Below are 24,988 nucleotides of genomic sequence, written 5' to 3' on the forward strand. Positions count from 1 at the left end.
GGAACGAAACGAAATGGACAAGCAGCCCGAGTTATGTAATGTAGATGATGCCCTTAGTATCTTAGTAGGCAAATGGAAGCCCCTCATTTTGTTGCATCTTATGCATTCAGGCACAAACAGATTCAGTGAGTTGAAACGAAATCTACCAGGAATAACGCAGAAAATGTTAACCCAACAGCTGCGTGAGCTCGAAGAAGAGGACATCATCTCTCGAAAAGTATATGCTCAAGTACCGCCAAAAGTAGAATATTCCATAACGGAATACGGCAAGAGCATAGAACCTGTTCTCGATATTATGCACGAATGGGGCACCAAGCACACCTTGTATAAAATGCAAAAAAAGAATCAAACTAGCCTTTAAGTAAAAAAAGATGAACTCTTCAGTTCATCTTTTTACTCTATGGCACAGCGGGACTGCAACGTCTTCAAGCAGTTGTCTTAGAAATCGTACTTTTCTTCTTTCTGTTCACGAATCTTGGTAAATGTTTCGGTCAATACAACGGTATCCTCCACCAAACGTTCAATTCGAAAAATAACATCGTCATTCGCAATTTCTTTCCGTTGAAAGTCCTTCTCTTCAATAAACACATAGGTTTGCACGATCTGAGCTTTCATATAAGCTAAAATTGGCTTCAATTGTTGTTCTGCAATTAAATAGTGCTTGGATGACCCCGCTGTTACAAGCATACTCACAATTTTATCGCGAAAAGCATTAACGGGCAGCAAATCAAAAATATTTTTTAAAGTAGCTGGAATGGAAGCTTGAAAGACGGGTGTCCCAATAATAATGGCATCTGCATCCATAATGGTTTTCGTAACGTAGCCCGTATCTCCTTCATATTCCAAGTAATTTCGACCATCGCTGAATTGAATCGTATAATCGGCCAAATCAATTAACGTCACTTCCGCTTCAGGGTATTGCTTTTTGACCGATTCCAAAGTGTAATTCATTGCTGTTCTTGTTTTTGAGCCCACGATTGATCCCGACAAACCAACGATTTTCATAATGAATCCCTCCTATTATTTCGCTGCTGTATATTTTTTTATTGCGGGTAAAATAACAGTGCCAATGGTTTCAATCATCTCCATGATTTTTTCAAATGATACGCCGCCAAATTCGATTTGAGCGAGAAAACGCTGGTGACCAAATAGCTCATATTGATATAGTATTTTTTCAATAATTTCTTGAGGACTTCCGACCATCAAAGCATTGCGGGTATCGGCACCTTGAGCAAAATGCTGCTTCGGAAAACCGCGTCCGTTAGAAAATTCCATACCTTTGTTAACATGAGGGTAAGCTTCCTTCATCGCTTGCTGTGAGGTCTCCGCTACATAAAACAAGCTAGTGGTTGCAACTGGCAGCGCTGCTGGGTCAAAACCACTTTGTTCAGCAGCTCTTCGGTAGGCGTCAACAGATAATTTAAAGCTTGATGACGGTCCTGCTAATGTCGCCAGCATCATTGGCACTCCTGCCATTCCAGCTTTTATCGCACTTGCTGGCGATCCGCCTACTGCACGCCATATCGGCAAAGAGCCGTTTAACGGCCGCGGCAATATTTTTGCATCGTTAAGAGGAGCACGAAATTGTCCATTCCATGTAACCGTCTCCTGATTATTGATTACATTTAACAGCTCGAATTTCTCTTCATACAGCTCTTCATAATCACGAAGATCATACCCAAGCAATTGAAACAATCCGATTCGTGATGCTCTGCCAGCCACGATTTCTGCTCGTCCACTCGATATCAAATCGATCGTCGCAAAGTCTTCATAGACACGAACGGGATCGGAAGTGCTTATAATCGACGCTGAGCTTGATATTTTAATTTTATCTGTCGCCTGAGCAATAGCGCTAAGAATAACGGCATGGGCTTGGGATACAAAGTATTCCTGATGACTTTCACCAACGCTGAACACATCAAAACCTGCTTGTTCAGATAATTTGGCCGCTTCAATGATTTCTTTAATGCGCTGCTGTGCAGAGATCCGCTCACCCGTATGCGGGTTGGGCAAATGATCCCCTAGAGAGTAAAGCCCAAACTCTATTCCTTTGCTTTGATCAATACGATATTTTTCCACTATATATCAACCTCTCTCTTATCTAATTTAAGTTAATTACTTTTTGTTATGACCCTATTATTACTCTTTTAAATAGGTAATGGAAGTACGTACTTTCGAGGAACAGGGTATCTAAAAGTATACTATTGTGATATTTACACCTTTTTTAGATTTGAAATGATAGCTCTATCGAGTCATCCGATGTTATCCTTCATGACGTTATAATAAATGAGATTTTATTATTACAGGAACGGGGTAACGTTTTATGAGCAATATGCCAGTAGAAAAATTAAACACATCTGAACCCGGGATGAAAAAACGCGCATCAACAGGAATACGCCAAGCCATTTATCAGTCTGTTTGGAGATGGCATTTTTACGCAGGTATTATTTTTGCACCCTTCTTGATCGTTTTAGCATTCAGCGGCTCCGTCTATTTATTCAAACCGCAAATCGAGGGATATTTGTACAAAGATATGCTTACTGTTCGTGAAGTTGGAACAACCAAGATGCCGCCTGAGGGAATTATTGAAAAAACAACAAAAGCTTATCCAGGCACTATAGTATCGTCTATTACGCTCGACGATGATCCTAAATCAAGCTACAAAATGGCGGTAAGCCGGAATGGAACCTCCACAACGATGTACGTGGATCCTTACACTGGCAATGTACTTGGCATGATGAACAGTGACAAAACATTTTCCGCTTTTTTCAAAAAAATGCACAGCGAGCTAGTTATAGGCGGTACCTTTGCCAACCGGCTTGTAGAACTTGCAGCATGCTGGGCGATCATCATGTTATTGACCGGTTTATTCCTTTGGTGGCCTCGCAATAAAGCTGCCATATGGGGAACTATTCTTCCAAGGCTCAGTAAACCCGGAAGCCGTATTTTCTGGAGAGATTTGCATGCGGTTCCTGCATTTTGGATATCCCTCGTTTTGTTAGTCATTATAGCTGGAGGACTGCCATGGTCTGGGATTATGGGTGGACAAATCGATAAGCTGGCTAATTCAACGAACACGAATACGCCTCCCTTCGCTTCCATCTTTAGCGCAAAACCTGAATCCGTTACGGTCGCCAAAGATATTGCCGAGGATTTGCCTTGGGCAGCAGAAAGTTTACCCGTTCCTGCTTCTGTACTAGGGGGTTATGTACCTTTAAGCATAAATGAAATGGAAGCTATTGCTGATCAGCGTCATGTTCTGAAACCCTACACGATTACAATCCCTATAGGAGAAAGCGGTGTTTTTACTGTATCCACATCGCATCCCACACCGGGTAAGGATGCAACGCTTCACATCGATCAATATAGCGGAGCAGTACTGACAGATGTACGCTTTGCAGATTATGGTATTATGGCCAAAGCGATTTCATATGGCATCGCTTTTCATGAAGGCACCCTATTTGGCTTAGCCAATCAGCTGCTTGGATTAATTGCCTGCATGGGACTTATCCTGGTAGCCATAAGCTCTTATGTAATGTGGCGCAAGCGTAAGCCTGAAGGCAAACTTGGCGCTCCAGCCAAACCAAAGAGCAGAAAAATAACGATTGGCGTACTGATCATCATGTTGGCATGCGGCGCTTTAATGCCCTTAGTTGGCTTATCGATTCTCGTTGTTCTTGTCCTCGATCTATTCATCCTCCGCAGAATAAAGTCGCTACGGCACTGGTTCTCGGTCTAAGCTTAAGGAGAATGTACTTATGAATGTAACCATCCGCCGTTTGTATAAGTCGGTATTGCCGCTTCTTCTTGTCGTATTGTTATGTAGCTGCACTGCCAAAGCTGCTGAAGTTGACGAGAGCGGTCTGCCGCCTCATCTAACCGTTAATCTTCTTTTGCCTGAGAACATCGAAATTGAAAAACCAAACCATTTCTCCGTAGAAGTCCTTAAGAGCGGTAAGCCGATGATAAACGCAGATCAAGCACAATTCATCATCTGGCAGGAAGACGACCAGTCTTCCGCCGTGACCATACAAGCAGAACAATTGTCGCCTGGCGTATATAGTGTCACGCATCCAATTGCCAAGGAAGGCCTTTATGTTGTCCAATCTCGCATTCATTTTGCAAACGATCAGGTTATGCCGGCCAAACGCTTTGCGATTGGCAAGGATGCGATTGAAAAGCTAGCAATGCTGGAGAGCGCACAACATTCTGGTGAACCTGCACCTGTGGAGAGCGGACATCATCATTAAAGAATAGATGCAACAAATCCCCCGCCTAAACAGGTCGGGGGATTTGTTTTGTGTATTAGGGAATAATTAAAATCCGTTAAGGCTGCCCGTTAATCCAAACCACTCTGCGAATGCATCCTGAAGTCCTCTCGCGCCTAATTGCTCCCGAATCTGTACAGAAGAACCTTCAAGCTCAATATGACCGCCTCTTAACAGAGCAATTCGGTTAGCAAGCGCCTCTGCCACATGAAGTTGATGGGTTGAAAAAATAACAGTTTGGCCATTCGCTGCGATTTCTTTCACCATACGTACGAAGGTTTCAATCCAGTATGGATCGAGACCATTAGTAGGCTCATCCATCAATACAATGGGCGGCTTGGCCAATAAAGCCTGTGCAAACAATACACGTTGTCGCATTCCTTTCGAGAAGGAGGATACTGATTTTTTCCCAGTATCCGCAAGGCCTACTTCCTCCAGCACTTTCAGTACTCTTAGTTTTGGTACCCCTCGCAGCGATGCCCAAAACGCAAGTGTTTCATAAGCTGTTAATCCAGTACCAAACCGAAAATCATCCGGCATGTAACCTATAAGCTCAGCATAACGCTTGCGATCCTCTTTCCAACGCAAGCCTTGAACAGCAATAATACCGCTGTCAGGCTGTGATATACCTGCGATCATTCTTAAAATCGTACTTTTGCCTGCGCCATTTCCTCCGCACAAAGCCAAAATTTGACCTCGTTCCACGTTCAAATCAAGCGCATTAATGACGACTTGCTTCTTTATTGATTTCTTGACGCCTTCAAGCTTCACTAAAGGATCAGGCACGTGATCGCCTCCTCTCCCAAATGAACTGTGCAGCTGTGATCACGCATCCTATCCATAGAACAGCTGTAAAAGCGAAACCTATACTCCCCGCAGGCTGCTTGATCCATTTAATCCATTCATAATATTCCGGACCTACTATGGCTCCCCCGCCAAGCTTCACTACTGTAAAAAGCCTGGAAAGCTCTGCCGGATTAACAAATGTGAGTACAGTAACTGCTGGCTTGATAACGGGATATGGCATGAAACCAAGGACAGAAATAAGCAATGGAGGCCAGCCGATAATGGCAAAAAACCAAATGGCTACACCAATCGTTAAAGCTTGCCAGCGATTTTTCGCGAGTGTACCTATGAGCAGAGCAATGGCAAGAAAAAACAAAGCAATGCTGGCGGAAAAGGATAGCAGCTGCACATATGTCTGCAATCCAAAGCCTGATCCAGCGGCTAAACCAAGAAGACCCGCAGCGCCAAAACCTACAAAAACGATAACTAGCAGCACAACTGCAAGCCCTAAGTATTTTCCGAGCATAAATGACCAGGTGCTGATGGGATATGTCGATAATAGCTCCCAGCTACCCTCCTCCTTCTCTGCGGTCAAAGAGAACGAGCCGAGCAGCAGGGACATCAATGGCAATAAATATAAGACTAGATTAAGCGTTGTTCCGGTAATGCCAGAATAGCCCTGAACATAACCTTGCGCGTTAATTAAGAGCAGGCAGAGCATAAATAATGCAAAAAGACCCATAAAAGAATAGGCCCACGGATTGCGAAACCCTAACTTCAATTCCCTTATTGCAAAATGAATCGTCTGAATCACGACTGGTTACCTTCCGTTTCATGGCCCATGTCCATCTCATCTTTGCTTCCATCGGAATGCATGCTTTCATTGTGCTTCTCCATGTCTTCCATATCCATCATTTCTCGGTTAACTTCCCATTTATGATGAGCAAGCTCATCCGAGCTAAGCAGCTGTCCCTTTCCTTGCTCGTCGATGTAAGATTGAGCGGACGCTTTATCCTCAAAGGCAATAACGCCATAAGCCATTGGAGTAATATACTCAGCATCGTAAGCATAATAAGCTTTCTCATATTTAACCCAATCTCCGCTATTATGATCTCTAACAAACTCTGCACCTAATGTTTCGGTTCCGTTCTCAACTTTCCACTTATTCATGCATCCAATATCATCAAATTTTAAAGACTGACCGTCCTTCGTTATGATTTGGGTTGCGTAAGGATCATCCTTTACTGCCATATTGCAGATGACGCATTTATCCGTTTCTTCGTTAATTGCTTGCGGCTTGTATTCCTTGGCTCCACAAGCGCTTGCCAGCATCAAAATAACAATTAAAAAAAGTGCTGCACCTAATCGTCCCGTTTTCATCTTTTTCTTACCCCCATATAAATGATAAAAAACGCCAAAATCAAAAGTCCACTGCCAACTAATGCAGAATGCAGCAGCGTTTGTGTCGGTAATATAGCATTCAGTTTCCCATTTGGCTGCATCAACGGGGAAAAGTCTGTTGACCAGAGCTGTCTATCCGACTGATAGAGATCTTCGAGAAAGATCATACCTGGCGACTGAAAAAACAATTGAAAACCTGGCTTCGCTTTAACAAGACTTTGAAAAAAAGGATTTAATGCATAGGCTATTTCACTTCTGCCATCGCCATCCGTATCAATGCCTTGGAAAGAATCCCAGTAGTTACCGTCTAGCGCATTGCCAATACTATTTTTTGCTTCTGCGCTTGCCACATTACCTACAAACTGATTTTTAGTGATCACATTATCTTTAGCATCTAGCAGTTGTACCCCAATAAAATTACCGATTACAGCATTGTCTTCTATTTTGTTTTGCGTGGATTGTTCTACATAAAGCCCGACGCGGTTTCCCTCGACATGATTGCCTATGATTGATGTATCATGTGCGTCAAACAATAAAATGCCTTGGGAATTAACACTTTCACTTTGTTTATTGAATCGGTTTCCAGAAACCTCGACATCACGAACAGCCATAATCATTGCTCCAGTAATGTTCAGATTGCCGTAATTTTTGCGAATGACCGTCCCTTTGGTATACATGCAATGCACACCATAACGCAGCAGCTCAAAATGATTATTTTCAATTAAATTATCATCGCTGTTCTCCATATAAATACCATCGTGCATAGAAGAAATCATATTTCCATTGAAGTTATTCCCATTCGACTCATACAGATCTATTCCATTTCCTTTGTCAGATAGTTTCAATGGACGATTCTGAGCTACGCCAACCCAATCAATTCTTGTGTTTCGAACTTCACCGTTATTTGCTTTCCTCATCTTGATACCAAAGGAGCCAGTGTGTATTTGTAAACCATCCAGTAAAACGCCATTCGCTTGCACTAAAATAGTAGGGTCTCTCTTAATCATCTCATCCAAAATGTTAATTCCAGTGATAGAAACGTTGTTAGCCTTTATTTGTATGGCTGATTTTTCAGAAGTATTTTTAATCGTAACCTCTGCCCCAGACTCTGCTGCCAGTTGTAACGGTTTATCAATCATTATGGGGCCTTCATATGTTCCTGAAGAAAGCAGCAGAATATCGCCTGCCTGGGCCTCATTAATCAACATCTGCAACGATTTCGCCGTTGTTTCAGCCTTTACACTGCTTGCCCCAATCAAAATAGGCAGCATTGCCACAATTAAACCAAACATTAATTTCTGTACAGCTGCTCTCATTGCACCTCTACCTGCTTCTTTTTCGTCACATGGATATCGTCGGTATACAGATGCATATAGACCTCGTATGTACCCGGCTCTGGAAATGTGTACGTGCCGCTAAATACATTTTGTCCTTCCTTTTTTGCCTCAAAAAACACAGGCTCCTCTTTCACGCGGACTTCAAATGTCATCCCTGAGGAATCGGTAAGCTCAGCTCCCTTGAAATCTGCCATAAGTTCTATCGGCGAGCCTGATACTGGCTTGTCAGGTTTTGTCCTCAAGTCCACCTCAATGGCTGCAGGGTCGTTTGTCACTGGAGCCGAAGCAGAGCAAGCTGCTAAACAAACTAGAATGAAACACAATAACCCCGCTGCTATAATTATTTTTCGCAATGGTTCACCTACTCTCCTAAAAGTACTTCTCTTATTTTAACAACGTATACTTTTAACCAAATGACTCGAAAGAGTCATCTATAGTGCATAAACATCTGTTCACAAAACAAAAAAAGCTGCTACAAAAGTAATTAGTTCTACTTTTGAAACAGCCTCTACATAAGGTTACGGGCATCATTTGTTAAGCAAACAATTCTTTTAATCCTTTTGCGATTTCGTTCATACAATCTTCCGCTTGCGGATATAGCCCTATTTTGTCCATAAAAGCATGGTCTACACCGTTGTATCTGATCATCTTCGTCTTGACACCTGATCTGATTAATTTTCTGGCATAAGCCTCGCCTTCCAATCTCAGATAATCATATTCCGCTTCAATAATAAGGGTTGCTGGCAAACCGCACAAATCGTCTGCTAACAACGGTGATACATAAGGATCGGTTACTTTAGTATTTCCATCCAAATAAATGTTCTCAAGCCCCGTAGAACTGCCTAATGCTCGTATGATTCCCTGAATAAGTTCGTGGTTGTGGTTAACGGTATACTCTTCCAAATTCCATTCAAAATCATCGGTAGCAACGCCGCTCATGCTAACCGTAGGGTAGAGCAACGCCTGATATTTAATCATACCGGTTCCTAAATCCCTATCCATTAGAGAGCACACGGCTGACAAATTCCCGCCTGCACTGTCGCCTGCCACTCCAATTTGTTCCGGGTTGACATTGATTTCAGCTGCATGCTCATATACCCATTTGACCGCATCAAAACAATCGGTAAGTCCGGCAGGATAAGGATTCTCCGGCGCTAAGCGGTAGTCAATGTTCACCACAACAGCCCCTGCTTTTTCTGCCAAACACTTGCACGGGTTTTCAACACTATCTACAGAACCTCCAATAAACCCTCCACCATGGAAAAACACAATTGCAGGCATAGGCCCGCTCTTTTGCGGCGAATAGATACGGATCGGAATCGGACCGTGTTTGCCATCAATCGTTTTATGTTCGGTTTCAATTTCGGTAACGGTAACATCTACGTTTGGCCATCCCATCATAGCTCTGAGTTGACCGATGTTATCCGCAGCGAGTGAACCAAAATCCATCTGGGGTCCGGAAGCCATCGCCTTCAGCATATCCAAAGTAACATTCATCACCCTTGGGTCCAGATCCCCTTCTACATCGGAATCCGGAATTTTTTTAATGACAATATCAAGCCCTTTATGCTTATTGACCTCAACTCGTTGTTCCATCAAAGAAACTAATTTTTTGTACTCTTCATCCATAACCATGATTTTTTCAGCTCCCTTTTCTTGTTTACACATACGAAAACATTTAAATATATAGCGCTTTCATATTCCATTTTACTGCTCAGCTTTGTTCATTCCCTCATAGTGCAGACTCACGCTATGGTCTGTTTAATTTTATCAAGCAGTTCATTCAAACGTTCGTTCCACACGCAAATTTGTAAGCGTTATCAAATCATGATTGAGTCTGATTTCAAAATCAAAATTGTTCCACTCGTCAACTACTCCTCCTTCAAAAAACGTGATTGGATAAGAGCTCTTATGTATGTATAATAATAAGCAAAGTCGACGCAAACAATGTAATTGTTCCTGTATACGGAATTATAAAATTAAAATATAAATCGGAGAATGGGGTTTCAACTCGTGCCGAATACAAATCCGCAGACGCTCTCTTCTGTTAAAAACGCACTACGTTTATTAAAATTGTTTACTGTGCAAACGCCTGATAAAAGACTAACGGAGCTGGCCAAAGAATTAGGTCTAGGTAAAAGCACAACCAGCCGCCTGCTGTCTACCTTGCTGAGCGAAGGTTTTGTTTTTCAAGATCCAGTTTCTCATAAATACAGACTTGGCCAACGCATCGTATCGTTATATCATGTTATGGTTATGTCCTTTGAGGACTTAGCTGAAGCAGCAAGCCCCTTCATTGAGCGTCTCGCGCAAGAAACCTCCGAAGCACTCCGAATAGCTGTATTGGAGGAAAATGAAGTAGCTTATATTTATCAAAGAGAGGGTTTAAGTAAAAAAGACATTGGTTCTTTTGTGGGAGGGAGAAATCCGCTTCATTGCACGAGTTCCGGAAAAATGCTTTTAGCCTTTCAAAATGAGCTTGAAATGAACAAAATGTTGAACCAACCTCTTAGCAAGTTTACTTCAAAAACAATTACTGACCCCTCCCTGTTGAAAGAGGAACTGAAACGAATTCGGAAACAGGATTATTGCGTCGTAATTGGGGAATTCAACGAAAACTTAGTTTCCATTTCATCTCCAATTCGAGACTCGAACGGTCAGGTTATTTCCGCACTTACTTTAATTAGCTCCATACATCGTATGGATGAAAATCGAATTATCTCCTATACGAATAAAGTCTTAAAAACGGCTAAAGAAATTTCACGGCAGTTTGGTTATTTGAAATGAACACAGCATCGCTTTGTATTATTTCGAAGGGTCTTTATGGTTTGAAACGGAATACTTTTCAGAACTCGAATGTACAATATTCAAGTCAATTTTGACTTCATTAATTGGATTTTCTTTTAACAGCAGTTCCCCAGCCGGAGAGCTAGCTTTCCACTGACGGTAATGGTGTCGATATAAATCATGTTCAAGATTTAAGACATCTGTCTTCGTCTCTTTTCCTGTACGGTATAACTCAACAATTTCTTGATCGATTGTTTTTTTCGTCTCGTCAGTTAATTGCTTCATCCCAAGAAAGCTGTTCTTGGTCTGGCTTACGATATAAGCTTTCGCTTTTATCTCAATATTATATTTAGGTTTTCCTTCCGCACTTACAAGCTTCAACTTGGTTTTAGGATTTTCTACAACAATTTGAACGGTTTCCTGCGTATTTTTAGGTACAGATACACCTGCACGAATTGTCCCCTGTTGCATCCAGCGCAGTCCAGACAGTTTTTTTAATGGGATGTAGCTTTGATAAGCTTCGTTTTTGAGAAATATAGCCCCATCAATCATCAGTTTGGGCTCGTTTTGGTTTTTTTCCTTCCATTGTTTGTTGTTTACAGCTAGTACTGGAATACAAGAAGTATAGCCAGGTTCATATATCTCTCCGATTAATCGGTGGAGCTTAATCGGTTTTATAGTAGAGCTTTGAGCATAAATTCCTTCCGGTTCATGGAGAATGGTGCTCAGCGGAGACTGTCCTAGAAAACCACCTGTGCTGAGAATATCCTTTACCGATTCTCTTGTCCCGAATACCCAAGGCGTTAAACGAAATTCATAATATCGAACAATACTATCGTAGATTTCTCCAAATCCTCTTTTGAAAGCCGCTTCACTCACGATAACAGAAGTCAAATGCCCCCAATAAATTCGTTCTTGTGCGGTTTGATATAGAGCAAAGAAGGACTCTTCAAAAGAGCTTCCTACCCCCTCGCCCACCCAAATTTTCGCTGTTTGCTTCTTTCCTTCAGTCGATTTAGCGATCGATTGAAAATCAACAAACTGGATATAACCGTGATATTTTCCATCCTTGTAGTCCACGCCAATTGCCGATGCATAATTCAATTTCTCAATATCCTTAACATCTGAAGCACAGCCTGAGATACATAACGAGAGGACTATCAGAACAAAAGTCAATCGTAAATTACGCATCATTTCTCTCACCTTTTCCTTTTGTTTAACATCGCCGAAGAGAAACGTGACCTTCTGAATGGATCAGCAAGCAACGCTGATAACCAGTCTTTCATTCGCAAGGAGGATATCGGTTCTAGATAGGAAAGCCCAAACGAATCGAGCCTGCATAAATAGATCAGAATCAGAAACATGCACAGAAAGAAACCGTAAATGCCAAGCATAGAGGAAATTAGCAAAATAAAAAGTCTGAGCAGGCTCACTGTTCCTGACAGCGACTGATTGACCAAACTAAATGTAGCTACCACCGAAATAGCAATAACAACAAGCAATGTGGGTGAAGCAAGTCCAGCCTTTATTAACGAGTCTCCAATAATTAAACCGCCGACAATACCGATGGTTTGTCCAACAGCTTTAGGCAGCCGAACGCCCGCTTCTCTAAGCAATTCAAATTGAAATAACAGCAGCAATGCTTCAAGGAAAGATGGCATAGGAACACCTTCACGAGATATGACTACTGTTGATAATAAGGAGAAAGGGATTTGATCCAGATTTACGGTCGCAATGGCAATCCAGAAGCCAGGTAAAAAAATACTTAGTATGAGCCCTATAATGCGAAGGGCTCTTTGAAACATGACATAAAAATAGGGGAAGTGGACATCCTCAGGTGATTTTAATAACTCAAAAAAGTTGCTCGGTCCGATCAGTACCATTGGTGATCCGTCTACAACAATGATAAATCTCCCCCGCAGAAGTGTTTCGATAACAAAATCAGGACGACCAATATAATCAATTAATGGAAACAGCGAGAAGGTTCGATCCGATAACCATTGCTCCAACTGCCCACTGCTCACCACACTTTCCAAATCAATGTTACTCAATCGTTTACGTGCTTCAGCTATCATTTCCGGGTTCGCTTTATGACTAAGATAAAGCAAAGATACTTCGGTTTTGCTAATGTTCCCAATGACGAACTGCTCACTGAACAGCAAACCCGTTTGCATCCGTTTCCGAATGAGTGAGATATTCGTAAACAAATCTTCCGTGAAGGCGTCTTTTGGCCCCTTAATTGAAATTTCTGTATTCGATTCCTGCAACGACCGCTGTGGAATCTTAGAAATGTGAACAACCCAAAAGTCCACTGCTCCTTCACAATATATAATCAAGCTGCCGCAAAATAAATGAGACACCATATCTTCAGCTGTCGTTTTTATTGCGAATAAGGGTAATTCGTCCACTTGAGCCTGTACTTCATCCGTACCGCATAACATGGCGTTTATATACTGGCACATTCGGGTGAAATAGATGTTCAACTCCGTTTTATCAACCATTCCTTCACAATAAAATGCCGTCAGCTTATCCTGCATCTCCAGTTGCGGCAGTGGGGGAAATTGTACATCTGAGTAATTGGAGAATACATCTATCAATTGGCTCTTCCTTAGGCTACCACTTTGCAGGCTAGTTTCCAGATCAACAAAAAGCTTTGATTCTTCAAGCAGCTGATTCATTGGGCTTCCTCTCTTCGATGTGGCATATAGGTGATCATAAAGAGTATCGCCGTTATGGCTACTCCAAACCACAGTGAATAGGTATAGAAGTAGCGCTGAATGAACGCCTGCATGCTAATATCACTAATCATTAATAACGAAGGTATAGAAATGACAACTGTTATGCAAATCATAATCGTTTTTGAATATTTCTCAGAACCACGTCCCATAAGTTGAGCTAAAAAATAGATGATAAGGGCCGTTCTCACGATACTTCCGGCCATTAATTGAAAAGCTGCAAAAAAGTCTACATGCGAAATATGTCTTCCGATCATCACCAGCCTCCACTGCTCAAAAGCGGGAAACCGAAAATTTTCAGCCTGGATCGGCCCAAAGGAAGCTAAAGATCCTATAGTAGGTCCCATGATCAATCCCACTAATAAGGTAAGCAGCACAAAAACGGTGCTATAATTTAAAGGTTTCTTCAATTTATGCTGTAATAGAAGCAGCACCATGAGGTCTATGCTCCCGCCAAAAACGACCACTATTCCTCTCAGATCTGGACCTATTCCTTCTGTCAAAATGGGTTGCAGCATGCCGTAATCTTTGCTGTTCTTTGTCATAATAGCTACGCCGATTCCCAATATCCAAACGACAGGCAATAATACGGTAGACATATATACGATGGTTTTGAGTCCCCCTCTAGCAGCGCAGTAAGCCAAGAAAATAAAGCTGAGGATAACGATAGCACTCGGTGTTCTCGGGAGGAAATAAATATTGACGTTTTTTGTTGTATCAAAAACAATCATCATGCCGGCTACCAGTAAATATAGAGCGAATCCACCGCCAATGACATTAAAACCGATTTTTCCGATTCGGCCTTCAATCCAGCTTTGAAACGATAAAGTACTCATCGATTTTAAAATCCAATATAAGATCAGGCTCCAAACAATCAATCCAACATAAGCAAGCAGAATACTAATCCAGGCATCGCGTCCCGCTGCTTTTAACAGATGCGGAATGATTAGTACATGATTCGATATTCCGAGCGATAACAACAATAAAAAAATGATTTGAAGTCTAGAAAAGGATACTTCCACTGTTATTCACCTCCATTTTCCGGACAATATTTCATTTGGTATAATTACCCTCGAAGCGCCCAATTATGCATGGAGATGGAGCTTTATCCCATTTCACATCAATAGACCAATAATATGTATGCACGATTTAAATGAAATGTAAAAAAGCATGCTGCATTACGCAGCATGCTTACTCACCTATTATTTCCACCTGAAATAGCGATTAATATCCTGACTTAATTTAGTGTTTTTAATGCCTCTGAAGTAAATGGAATCAGCTCGTCTGTCCGGCCATCCCGGATTTTGGCTGCCCAAGCCGGATCAACCAATAGCGCTCGGCCGATGGCTACCATGTCGAACTCTTCACGCTCGAGCCTTTGAATCAATCCTTCAAGCCCGACGTTAGTGGCACCCTTTCCTTCTTGGAAAAGGCTAATGAAGTCGCCATCAAGGCCAACAGATCCAACGGTAATCGTTGGTTTGCCTGTAAGCTTTTTGACCCATCCGGCAAAATTAAGATCAGAGCCTTCGAATTCAGGCTCCCAGAAACGGCGAGTGGAGCAATGGAATATTTCTACGCCTGCCTCAACGAGCGGGGCAAGGAACTGTTCCAGCAGTTCCGGGGTTTCTGCTAATTTTGCTGTGTATTCATTCGATTTCCATTGGGATAATCGCAGTACGATGGGAAATTCTGCTCCGACTGCCAGGCGGCAAGCTTTGACAACCTCTACCGCAAAGGTAGTACGTGCCAGCATGTCCCCGCCATAACGATCCGTGCGCGGATTAGTCTTCTCCCAAAGGAATTGATCAATTAAATATCCATGCGCGCCGTGCAGCTCAATGCCATCGAATCCAATCCGCTTGGCTTCCAGCGCTGAATGTGCGAACGATTGGACGATATCTGCAATTTCTGCTTCCGTATAATCGCCAACATGTCCGCGTGCTCCCATATGCCAAATTTGCGGAATAATCTTACCGCCTGCTTCATGTACTTCAGACACCACGTTTGCCCAGCCATTTAAGGCTGCTTCGCCGTAAAAATGGGGAATGTTCTGCTGATTGGATGCATCCGGGTGATTGATTATGGTTCCTTCAGTCACAATCAGTCCTACACCGTTCTCTGCTCTGTGACGATAGTAGGAAGCTACATTTGCACCTGGCACGCCATTAGGTGAAAATTGACGGGTCATCGGTGCCATGACGATCCGATTAGCTAATTCCAAATTTCCTAACTTGAAAGGTTTAAACAGCGGTTCTACGGTTTGAGAATAGTTCATAATAGCCTCCAAAATTAATTTTATAATGTTTCGTAATATAACAGGCAGTCGCCTGCAGCAATCTGCGCAATTTTAATGTGAATGTCCATCCAAAGGGAATTACCTGCCCACCACCTCCTTAAGGTTGTAGTGTTTGTTTATCATCTGAATTTATTTCATATTCTTGACTCATCGGTCAAAATCATGGCAAAAAAAATCAAGGCAAAATCATTGCAAAAGATGTACGCAAGACCGCCTCGATTTGTTCACGAGCTGCGCCTGATTTCTCTAAAATTCTAGCGCCAGAAATAGCGTTGTTCAAATAAGCTGCAAGCTCTTTACTGGAAAAACGGGAGGTGATCAACTGCTGCTGCTGACCGCTGCTCATGATTTTCTCTAGAACCTGTTCGGCTTCGAGGAACATGAGCTCGATTTCGCGAGTGACCTGCTCGTCCTCTTTTCCGAACTCCAGAGACGAATTGACCATTAAGCATCCACGGCACATGGCTTCATCGTTTAGAAGAGATCTGCGTAATGAGTCGAGCTTCTCCAGTGGAGAAATGTTCTGCTCCTCCAGCTCTTTCAGTAACGAAATGCTCTGTTCACGATAATGTGCTAAAGCCTTCAGGAACAAGGCTCTCTTGTCATGAAATACACAGTATAAGCTTTGCTTCTTGACTCCCGTCATACGGGTTAGATCCTCAAAAGAGGTGGACTTAAACCCTTTGGACCAGAACACTTCCATGGACTGGTGCAAAACACGATCGACATCAAATTCTCTTGGTCTGCTCATGAGATAACTCTACCACGTTCTTGACTGTGCAGTCAAGAACGTAAAAGGATACTTAAAATCATGCGGTTTTAGGCTGTTGCTCTTTTTGCTTTTTTCATAATGACAAGTCTCCAGCCAGTCAGCATTGCACATACTAAGCAAATGGCCGACGATGTCATGAATACAAGATGCATGCCTGAAAGGAAAATAGCGGGTTGGCCTGGAATTAAGTCGGTTACCCGGTATCCGGCTTTTTCACTCATTTCGTGAAACAAGATGGTAGTGGCAAGGGTAATACCGACGACCATACCCACGTTGCGAACCAGTGAGTTGACACTGCCGGCAGAGCCAAGCTGTGTGCGAGGAACCTTGGACATGATTAAAGAATTGTTTGGCGGCTGAAATAAACCGCTGCCGATGCCTAGCATAGCGATCCAAACGCCCACGAGCACAACAGAGCTGCCGTCATGCAGGCGGGCTAGCCCAAACTGTGCGATGACCATCACGATTAGCCCAGCGAAGGTGAGTGCTTCAGAGCCGATCTTATCCGATAATGCCCCACTTATCGGAGAGATGACGACCATGCAGATCGGGAATAACATAAGCAGGAACCCTGCATAGAAGGGGGACAGCTCCAGCATATTCTGCGCATAGAAAGGTGCAATAATGTTAAAGCAGAAGTTAGCAACAAACACAAGAAAGCCGCAAAGAATACTGAGTGAAAACAAAGAATTTCTAAATAGCGAAAGCTGCAACAGCGGATGAGGACTGCGAAGCTCCACTCCTATAAAAGCGATGAAAGCAGCGCCTGCTACGATCAGTGATAAAATAATCAGGCTGTCTCCATACCCTAATTGCTGACCAAGCAGCAGTCCAGCAAACAGCGCGATAATGAACACGGCGAACAAAAGACTGCCGGGAATATCGATTTTAGATTTTACCTTGATAAAGTCCGAAGGCAATACCTTCCATCCGAGGATAATGGCAATCAGTCCGATCGGAACGTTCACCCAGAAAATATATTCCCAGCCTAAGGTCGAGACAATAATGCCGCCCAAGCTAGGTCCCGCAATACTGCCTAACGAAACGAAGGTACCGATCAACCCAATCGCTTTGCCCCTCTCTGTGGACGGGAAAATATCGGTGACAATGCCCTGGCTGTTGGCCATGGTCATCGAAGCCCCAATCGCCTGTATAACCCGTGAAGCGATGAGGAAGGGTAGGGATGAGCTTAGTCCGCAAAGCAGTGATCCAAAAATGAAAACGACCATGCCAATTTTGAAGATTTTTATTTTGCCAGCAATATCCCCCAGCTTTCCAAAGAAAAGTATGGCCGTGCAAATCGACAATAAATAGATGGTCGTCACCCACTCTACCTGCGCTAGAGGCAGATGCAGCTGCTTGACCAGCACAGGCAAAGCAATATTGACAATGCTGCCATCAAGCGTTGCCATAAACGTGAATAAATTTAATACGATCAGGATCATCCAGCGTTTTTTCTGGATCGCCTCATCCTCTTGATAGGTTGCACCAATTGTACTCATACCTAGCACCTCATGCCTCTTTATTGATATATAGTTGCGAATGCAACCAAATAATACACCCAGTGTACTACAATGTAGTTGCGCACGCAACCAATTTCATGTAGTGTTTGAGGAAAGGCTAATCGACGATTTGAAATTTATTTAAAGAGGTGCGCATGATGAAATCGAACCAGGAACCGATCGGCAAGCTGATCTCTCAGCTTCATCGCCAAAATCAAAAAAAGCTCGCTGGTGAGCTTTTGCCCTATGGTATCGGCAGTGGCGGGCAGCCAAGCTTCCTTAAGCTGATTCTGAAACAACCTGGCATAACACAGGATCAAATGACCAATGAGTTGAAATTTGATAAGGCAACAACGGCTCGTTCAGTAAAGCAGCTGGAGGAGTCCGGATATATCGAGCGGAGAGTTGATCCTAAGGACCGCCGCTCTTCCCTGCTCTACCCGACATCGAAGGCACTTGAGTTTGCTCCGGTGCTCCAAGCGATTCTTGCGGAAATAAATAACACGCTTGCCGAAGGATTATCAGCAGAAGAGATAGAACTATTGGTTACTTTGCTCCAAAAGATCAATAAGAATTCTGCGCACTTATAAGCGATTTTGTCAAATATAGAGCGAGAAAATCAGAGATAAGATCTGGAATACAAATGGAATGCAAAAAAAAAGAGCGGGTTATCTTTTCGATAACCTGCTCTTTTCCTTGTTCTTTGGCCCTGTGTCTTAACTTTAAGCATAACTATTATTTTTCATAATCAATTACAAAAATGCTATTCTGTGCGCCACTCGTCGAGGATCATTTGGGCAACTGCCGCTAAAGTACGAATATCAATTGCATTTATGCCTAGCACATCCGCTTTTTCAATTTCAGACCAGTTCGGATCTGCTGAGGTTACACCGTAGAATTTCGCAATAATCGATAGATCTCGTATCGTAACCTTCGTTTGTCCCTCGATTAATGTCACGATCTTCGACGTGAATACTTGAACAGCTTTGTTTAGCAACGTTACAGCTTCATCGACCTGCCACTGGCTGCTGCCAGCGTTTTTGGCTGTATTAATGGCTGCTTGAAGCGCCGCTTTTGATCCTGCAGCATACTTTCCAACCTTAGTCCCTTCAATCGCCCTGTCATGTTTTGTCTGTGCTGCTGCAATCGCAGCGTTCAATACGGTTCTGTCCACAGGAATCGATGGAATGACCGAGTCGGCAAACCGTTTCATAGCCGCATTCAAAGCATTAAGCGCACCAGCAACTTCCTCACCTGTCGCATTCGCATCATTCTTGACGGCTATCGCGCTGTTGATTGCTGCTTGCAATGCTGCTTTAGCTCCAATTGGATACTGACCAGGTAAAGTTCCTTCCACAGCAGCTTCATGAGCGGACTCCGCTTGCTGGATTGCTGCATTCAGCGCCGTTTTATCAGCAAGATTCACTTCGATCAATAGCGAAGCTTGGGACACATTCATTATTGTTCCTTTGCCATTCATCGATACTTCGAAATCAGACAACGATGCGGTCGTGCTGCCTGCCTTCGCTTCTGCCTTCACCTTACCGTGGAGGCTGAACAAAGGACCACCGTCGATGCCGCCTTGCTGCTCACCCGTGGTTACCATAATGATTCGAATCTGGCCAAGCTCTGGTTTAACCGCACTCCCGAATACAGCGAAATTCGGCTTCAACGATTGAATGGCTGACGGATCTAACGCTTGAGATATGCCTTCTTTCACTGTCTGGAATTCAAACTTCTGCGGATCATAATGAAAAATAACATCAAGAGCCGTGAAATTCGAACTTATATTGTCCGTTCCAATTGTCCACTCTGCCAACTGCCCTGCTAAAACCATTGCAGGACCTGACAGTGTGGCCATATCTTTTTCTAAAGCAACTGCGCTTACTTTGACATTCAGTGCAGCTGTTTTTGCTCCATCTTCCGTCTTCGCCGTTATGAGACCTGTTAATGCTTCCGCTCCCTTATTGGTTGCGGTAACGGTTGCTTTGGTTACTGCACTAGCCTCATCATAATGAACATTCGTGACAACGATGTTCTCATGATTAGATACAAAATGCACATTTTTGTTTGTTGCATTCGCCGGAAAGACGGTAGCAGAAATTTCAATGCTTTCACCATCCTTCAATTCGATGGAAGAACGATCGAGCTTTAGTTCAGTAACAGGAATAGTTGCGCTTACTTCGAAACGCTTGATTGCTTGCGTCATACCATTGCCTGCAACCACTGTGTAAGTTCCCGAAGACGCATCTTTTTCTATTAAATAGGATTCACTAAATACACCGCCAGGCAATTCTTTATTGAACAACATTGCTTGATCCGGCCCTAGTACCTTTACCTCCACTTTATCGAGTGTCGTATACCCCGCTATCGTTACGGAGTCCCCAGCTACTCTAGCAGGAATATCCTGTAATGAGACATATTCTGCGTTCAGCGGCATCGTCCAAACGTCGGCAATCGAAGGATCATAATTGCGTCCTTCCTCATCTTCTTGGAACCGAACAGTCACCTTGCCATTCTTTGTTAAAGAGATATCGTCTACAACAAATTGATAGGTTACAATACCTCGGCTATCTTTTTCATTCACGCGGCTGAGCACTTTCGTTCCGTTTACCAATACATAATAATCTTTCATTTGTGCCCGATCATACGTTTCGATTGCCCTAATGATGAAAGGTTTGCCTGGCTCAACGGCCATATCAAATTGGAAATAACCATTTGCGTCTCCATGATTAACATATCTTCTCGTTAATCCCTCCTCAACATTTGCACCGGACTGAGCGGAAAACTTTACATTATGTTTTTGTTCAGAGCCTTGTTCGCCAACGTCTACATGATCGTAAAAGTCTAGCGGCGGGTTTTTATAACGCACTTGAATGGCCGTACTGCTCTTGGCTGCTTCAGCTCCATTAAACGAAGCAATCGCATGCACCTCAACAGCCGATTCAATTGCAAGAAGCGGTGATTTCACCTCAAAACTAATATTCTTTTCTTCACCGGCTTCAAGGCTATAGGCTTGGCGTGCAGGGGAAACCATCCAGTTTAAAGGAGCACTGAGCTCTATAGATCCTTCAACGGAAAAGCTTCCTTTATTTTGAATGGTTGTATTAACCGTTGCTGTACCGCTAGGCTCGATTGTTGCTGGTTCAACGTTTAATGCTTTGAAAATGATTGGCGAATCGATCTTTATTGTCGTCTTCAAAGGCACTTCCACTGTTGCATCATTTATTTTGTAGCTTCCGCTGCCAACTATATTAAATAGGCTAGTGGGTTTTTGTTGCTCCGACACTTTCACACGGAATGCAGCAGCAAACGTTTCACCTGGTTTAATGACAGCTATTTGGCTATCTCCTATCGAAGTGACTTCCCATCCTTCGGGTTTCTGGAGAGTATAACGCACATCATTAATGCTCGCATCACCATCGTTAGTTGCTTTCACTTCAACTGTAAATGTATTCCCGGGCAGTACGGATAGCTCCGAAGGGCTAATTAACCACTTTATTCCTAACTTTTCATTACTAATGGCAGACAAAAACGCTGTTGCGTTTGAAACAAGATTTGCTAAATTTTTAGCAATAGCGTCATTTATTGACCCAGCATCGCTTTGTTCTTGCAACCATAGCTGTAAACCGTCTGTTTCATATAAAGCATGATGAACTTGCTCGATAAAGAGTGCATCATCACCCGCTTTGTACGCCTCAATACTTGCTTCAATTCGGCTTGCAAGCGCCTCGCCTTTACCTGAAAGTGACTGAGTTTGTTCGCTGGTGAGCTCTCCATTATTGGAATAGCTTATTACTTCATTTTGAAATTTCTCCGCCTCATCAAGTGCACTGCCTAACTCTCCAATAATAGGATCAACTACAAACTGATAATCACCCGAACCTACAGTGAATACCGCATTGCCTTCCTCCATACCAACAAATTGTACACCTTCCACCGACAATGCAAATTGGCCGTTCTCTGTTACTGCCCACTTGCTGTCAGCAGGGATATAGACCGTAGCCGTTGTGTTTGCTGGAATCGTGACATGCTGGCTAAAAATATCCCCTTCTATTTTCCAATCGCTTACAATCATACCGTAAACAGAATTGTACGATCCTTTGGCACTAGTCAAATCTCCACCAGGTCGAGGTTTAATCAAAATATGCTTATAACCCGGGCTTGCAGGGTCCTGTTGAATGCCGGCAATATTTTGATACATCCAGTCTCCGACTGCTCCATAAGCGTAATGGTTAAAGGAGTTCATGCCAATGTCTTGGAAACTGCCATCCGGCTTAATAGAATCCCAGCGCTCCCACATCGTAGTCGCACCATTTTTGATTTGATATCCCCATGAAGGATAAGTGTCATTGTTGAGCAATCGGTAAGCAACATCCAAATGTCCCGATTCACTCAATACCGGCAATAAATCTCTCGTCCCAAGAAAACCGGTTGATAAATGCCAATCGCGCGCTTTAATCAGCTCTACCAAATGATCCGCCGCAGCTTGACGTTTCGATTCGGGAACCAAATCCATGTACAAAGCCAAGACGTATCCCGTTTGGCTATTTCCTTTAACTTTTCCATCTTCGCTAACATAGGCTTTAATAAACGCTGCTTTCACTTGCTCATAAAGCTGCTCGTACTTGTCGGCATCCTCTTGACGGCCGATGGCATGCCCCATTTCGGATACCAGTTTTGTACTGTACGCAAAATAAGCGGTAGAGATTAAATCTCCTGGCGTTGGATCATTCACATCCAGCCAATCACCATACATGGACGACGGACGAATAAGTCCAGAGCTATTTTTTCTCATATATTCGATCCAGTGAACCATTTCATCATAATTTTCTTCAATAACACGGATATCTCCGTAACGCTGCCAAATGGTATACGGAACGGTAACGCCAGCATCCCCCCAGCCGGCATTGCCTCTTTCTCCGAGAACATTAGGCGCTACATCGGGAAAAGCACCGTTAATCGATTGTCCATCTCTCAAATCTCTCATCCATTTGCTTCCTATAAACTTTGCCACGTCCATATTAAAAGCAGCAGCTCCAATAAAGACATTGATATCACCGGTCCAACCCAAACGCTCGTCACGCGCAGGCGTATCGGTAGGAACCTCCAAGAAATTGCCTCGCTGCCCCCAAGTAATATTGCTTTGCAGTTGATTCAACATCGCACTAGAAGTTTCTAACTTGCCGCTAAACGGTGCTGCTGTATGCATGACCATTCCTGTAACGGCATCCATACTCGGCACACCGGGATAACCCGTTACCTCCACATAACGGAAACCATGAAACGTAAACTTCGGCTCATATACTTCATCTCCGCTGCCCTTCAAGGTATAACGGTCCGTTGCTTTTGCCGCACGCAAGTTTGCTGTATAGAAGGTCCCGTCCGGGTTTAACACCTCTGCATGTCGCAGAGTAACCGTTTGACCTGCTTCACCGCTTACTTTTAGCCTTACGGTTCCGACCATGTTCTGCCCTAAATCAAACACATATTTGCCAGGTACCGGCTCTGTCATCTTAATCGGCTTCATTTCTTCAATTAATTGTACCGTTGGGCCATCCTGGGCGACTAGCTTCCCAGTCACTTCATCCTCTAATTTCTGAACCGAATCCCAGCTCGATGCATCGAAGGCAGGAGTATCCCATCCGTCTATTTCTTTCGTTGCATCATAGGTCTCTCCCATCAAAATACTAGAAGATACAATTGGTCCTGCAGCCCATTTCCATGATTGATCCGTTCCAATCGTTTCTGTTGAACCGTCTGTGTACTCCAGATTTAATTGCATGAACAAATAATTGCTATCGCCATAAATGTTCGGACCAATAAAACCGACATGACCTGAATACCATCCCTCAGCCAATATAGCGCCAATGACGTTGTCACCGTTTTGAAGCAAATCAGTTACATCATAAGTCTGGTATTGAATATGCTTCGTGTAATCTGTCCATCCTGGCGTAAATAAATCTCTGCCTATACGTTTGCCGTTAATGCTAGGTTCATATATTCCGAGAGCGCTGGAGTAAAGTCTTGCTTTTGCAATGGACTTCTCTAAAGAGAAACCTTTGCGAATGTAAGGAGGCGAAGCTGTAATTTTTACGTTTTTCCCCCACGGCGACTCCCCATAGGACGCGACGATCATCGCAGCTGACCAGCTGCTGTCATCATAATCTGATTTCTCCCATCCCTCCATCTTTACCTTGGCTGCTTTCAAACCATGATCCATATTCAATTGAAGAGGTGTTCCTTCCTCGAATACCACTTTCAAGCTGCCAAGAAGACCAGCAGGTCCGCCATCGTTTGATGTTTGGATTGCAATCGTATTAGATCCAGGAATGAGTGCACTTGAGACATCTACAATTTTGCCTTCTTTCCATGAATCGACCGCTTTGATAGAACTACCCATTCGCTTTCCATTCACATATAACACGAACCCATCATCCGCAGTTAATAAAAATTTCCCCTGTGTTATTGTCCGGTCTAACGGCAATTGAATGGTTTTGCGAAAATAGCGATCTCCTGCAGGAGCATTTGAAGCCGGGTTCCCTTCCGGAAACCAAACCCATTTAAGACCTTCTGTTGTCATATTGTTCGCGTCGCTCATACCGATCCATTCCGCTTGCCAATCCGAGTCATGGAGAAGACCCATTTCCCACCAAGCAGGATCACTCCATTCTGAAGCCTTCTCATTGTTCAAGTCCCATACTTTTACTCTCCAAAAGTAACGTTTGCCAGACTCCAGAGGTTTGCCGTCATAAACGACATTTACCGATTGATTCGAATCAACTTTATCGGTATTCCACACATCCGGTTGATTATCCAGCAATTTCTGTTTGGTGCTAGCTACCTGAATGGCATATGCTGTTTGAAGCTGTCCACGTTTATCGGACTGAAGCTTCCAACTCATCCTCGGCTTCACCACATCAATACCGATCGGATTGTTCGTGTACTCCGTCGTTAAATCGGTTACCGCCATCGTTGCTCCCGTTCCACCCGCTTCGCCATATGCCGTACTAGTCATAGGCAAGCATAATGTGAAGCCAATCACCAAAGCTAATAGAAGACTCATGGTTTTCCTCATACTTTTTTTCCCCTCGACTTTCC

At 43.3% G+C, this 24,988-nt stretch carries 20 protein-coding genes; 5 read left to right on the forward strand and 15 right to left on the reverse strand.

The window, feature by feature from the left end; genetic code table 11:
• Positions 1-13 precede the first annotated feature (13 nt).
• On the forward strand, positions 14-361 hold the full coding sequence (locus AC1DOV_RS06295) for a winged helix-turn-helix transcriptional regulator (protein ID WP_076265647.1): 348 nt from the start codon (positions 14-16) through the stop codon (positions 359-361).
• A 77-nt stretch (positions 362-438) separates the two neighbouring features.
• Here AC1DOV_RS06295 and AC1DOV_RS06300 read toward each other — a convergent pair whose 3' ends face one another.
• Both AC1DOV_RS06300 and AC1DOV_RS06305 read right to left on the reverse strand, forming a co-directional pair.
• Positions 439-1,005, reverse strand: a complete 567-nt coding sequence (locus tag AC1DOV_RS06300) for an NADPH-dependent FMN reductase (RefSeq protein ID WP_441875151.1) — start codon at positions 1,003-1,005, stop codon at positions 439-441.
• 15 nt (positions 1,006-1,020) lie between these two features.
• The gene (locus AC1DOV_RS06305) at positions 1,021-2,079 is read right to left on the reverse strand and encodes an LLM class flavin-dependent oxidoreductase (protein ID WP_477549455.1); all 1,059 of its coding nucleotides are present in this window, start codon (positions 2,077-2,079) and stop codon (positions 1,021-1,023) included.
• 244 nt (positions 2,080-2,323) lie between these two features.
• Between AC1DOV_RS06305 and AC1DOV_RS06310 the strand changes: the two genes are divergently transcribed.
• Together AC1DOV_RS06310 and AC1DOV_RS06315 are read left to right on the forward strand one after the other, a co-directional pair.
• Positions 2,324-3,739 (forward strand): PepSY-associated TM helix domain-containing protein, encoded by a 1,416-nt coding sequence (locus AC1DOV_RS06310; RefSeq protein WP_477549456.1) that lies wholly within the window; start codon positions 2,324-2,326, stop codon positions 3,737-3,739.
• A gap of 19 nt (positions 3,740-3,758) precedes the next feature.
• Positions 3,759-4,250 carry a FixH family protein gene (locus AC1DOV_RS06315; RefSeq protein ID WP_477549457.1) on the forward strand — a complete coding sequence of 164 codons (492 nt, stop codon included), beginning with the start codon at positions 3,759-3,761 and terminating at the stop codon, positions 4,248-4,250.
• Positions 4,251-4,316: 66 nt separating this feature from the next.
• Here AC1DOV_RS06315 and AC1DOV_RS06320 read toward each other — a convergent pair whose 3' ends face one another.
• The 6 genes from AC1DOV_RS06320 to AC1DOV_RS06345 all read right to left on the reverse strand — a co-directional run bounded on the left by AC1DOV_RS06320 (position 4,317) and on the right by AC1DOV_RS06345 (position 9,421).
• Positions 4,317-5,054, reverse strand: coding sequence for an ABC transporter ATP-binding protein (locus AC1DOV_RS06320; RefSeq protein ID WP_339202946.1), 738 nt, complete (start codon positions 5,052-5,054; stop codon positions 4,317-4,319).
• The gene (locus AC1DOV_RS06325; protein WP_477549458.1) at positions 5,047-5,868 is read right to left on the reverse strand and encodes an ABC transporter permease; all 822 of its coding nucleotides are present in this window, start codon (positions 5,866-5,868) and stop codon (positions 5,047-5,049) included. The genes AC1DOV_RS06320 and AC1DOV_RS06325 overlap by 8 nt, the downstream gene beginning before the upstream one ends.
• On the reverse strand, positions 5,865-6,434 hold the full coding sequence (locus AC1DOV_RS06330; RefSeq protein WP_477549459.1) for a nitrous oxide reductase accessory protein NosL: 570 nt from the start codon (positions 6,432-6,434) through the stop codon (positions 5,865-5,867). Before AC1DOV_RS06330 ends, AC1DOV_RS06325 begins: the two co-directional genes overlap by 4 nt.
• Positions 6,431-7,771 (reverse strand): right-handed parallel beta-helix repeat-containing protein, encoded by a 1,341-nt coding sequence (locus AC1DOV_RS06335; protein WP_477549460.1) that lies wholly within the window; start codon positions 7,769-7,771, stop codon positions 6,431-6,433. The genes AC1DOV_RS06330 and AC1DOV_RS06335 overlap by 4 nt, the downstream gene beginning before the upstream one ends.
• Complete coding sequence (locus AC1DOV_RS06340) at positions 7,768-8,145, reverse strand: hypothetical protein (RefSeq protein WP_477549461.1); 378 nt, start codon at positions 8,143-8,145, stop codon at positions 7,768-7,770. The genes AC1DOV_RS06335 and AC1DOV_RS06340 overlap by 4 nt, the downstream gene beginning before the upstream one ends.
• Before the next feature lie 181 nt (positions 8,146-8,326).
• Complete coding sequence (locus tag AC1DOV_RS06345; protein ID WP_477549603.1) at positions 8,327-9,421, reverse strand: alpha/beta hydrolase; 1,095 nt, start codon at positions 9,419-9,421, stop codon at positions 8,327-8,329.
• A 384-nt stretch (positions 9,422-9,805) separates the two neighbouring features.
• On the opposite strand from AC1DOV_RS06345, the gene AC1DOV_RS06350 reads away from it, so the two are divergent.
• Positions 9,806-10,579 (forward strand): IclR family transcriptional regulator, encoded by a 774-nt coding sequence (locus AC1DOV_RS06350; RefSeq protein ID WP_477509679.1) that lies wholly within the window; start codon positions 9,806-9,808, stop codon positions 10,577-10,579.
• Between the two features lie 18 nt (positions 10,580-10,597).
• On the opposite strand, the gene AC1DOV_RS06355 is transcribed toward AC1DOV_RS06350, so the two are convergent.
• The 6 genes from AC1DOV_RS06355 to AC1DOV_RS06380 form a co-directional block, all read right to left on the reverse strand.
• Positions 10,598-11,773, reverse strand: a complete 1,176-nt coding sequence (locus AC1DOV_RS06355; RefSeq protein ID WP_477549462.1) for a Ger(x)C family spore germination protein — start codon at positions 11,771-11,773, stop codon at positions 10,598-10,600.
• A gap of 5 nt (positions 11,774-11,778) precedes the next feature.
• Positions 11,779-13,257 (reverse strand): spore germination protein, encoded by a 1,479-nt coding sequence (locus AC1DOV_RS06360; protein ID WP_441875121.1) that lies wholly within the window; start codon positions 13,255-13,257, stop codon positions 11,779-11,781.
• A complete protein-coding gene (locus AC1DOV_RS06365) occupies positions 13,254-14,336 on the reverse strand; it encodes an endospore germination permease (protein ID WP_441875118.1) in 1,083 nt (360 codons plus the stop codon). The genes AC1DOV_RS06360 and AC1DOV_RS06365 overlap by 4 nt, the downstream gene beginning before the upstream one ends.
• Positions 14,337-14,551: 215 nt before the next feature.
• On the reverse strand, positions 14,552-15,592 hold the full coding sequence (locus AC1DOV_RS06370; protein ID WP_477549463.1) for an NADH:flavin oxidoreductase: 1,041 nt from the start codon (positions 15,590-15,592) through the stop codon (positions 14,552-14,554).
• A gap of 196 nt (positions 15,593-15,788) precedes the next feature.
• Positions 15,789-16,364, reverse strand: a complete 576-nt coding sequence (locus AC1DOV_RS06375) for a TetR/AcrR family transcriptional regulator (RefSeq protein WP_477549464.1) — start codon at positions 16,362-16,364, stop codon at positions 15,789-15,791.
• Positions 16,365-16,432: 68 nt separating this feature from the next.
• On the reverse strand, positions 16,433-17,887 hold the full coding sequence (locus AC1DOV_RS06380; RefSeq protein ID WP_477549465.1) for an MFS transporter: 1,455 nt from the start codon (positions 17,885-17,887) through the stop codon (positions 16,433-16,435).
• Between the two features lie 158 nt (positions 17,888-18,045).
• Here AC1DOV_RS06380 and AC1DOV_RS06385 point away from each other — a divergent pair, with 158 nt between their 5' ends.
• On the forward strand, positions 18,046-18,477 hold the full coding sequence (locus AC1DOV_RS06385) for a MarR family winged helix-turn-helix transcriptional regulator (RefSeq protein WP_339209652.1): 432 nt from the start codon (positions 18,046-18,048) through the stop codon (positions 18,475-18,477).
• Positions 18,478-18,650: 173 nt separating this feature from the next.
• Here AC1DOV_RS06385 and AC1DOV_RS06390 read toward each other — a convergent pair whose 3' ends face one another.
• Positions 18,651-24,965 carry a family 78 glycoside hydrolase catalytic domain gene (locus AC1DOV_RS06390; protein WP_477549466.1) on the reverse strand — a complete coding sequence of 2,105 codons (6,315 nt, stop codon included), beginning with the start codon at positions 24,963-24,965 and terminating at the stop codon, positions 18,651-18,653.
• Between the last annotated feature and the right edge of the window lie 23 nt (positions 24,966-24,988).

The sequence above is a fragment of the Paenibacillus sp. 01T47 genome (assembly GCF_056398245.1).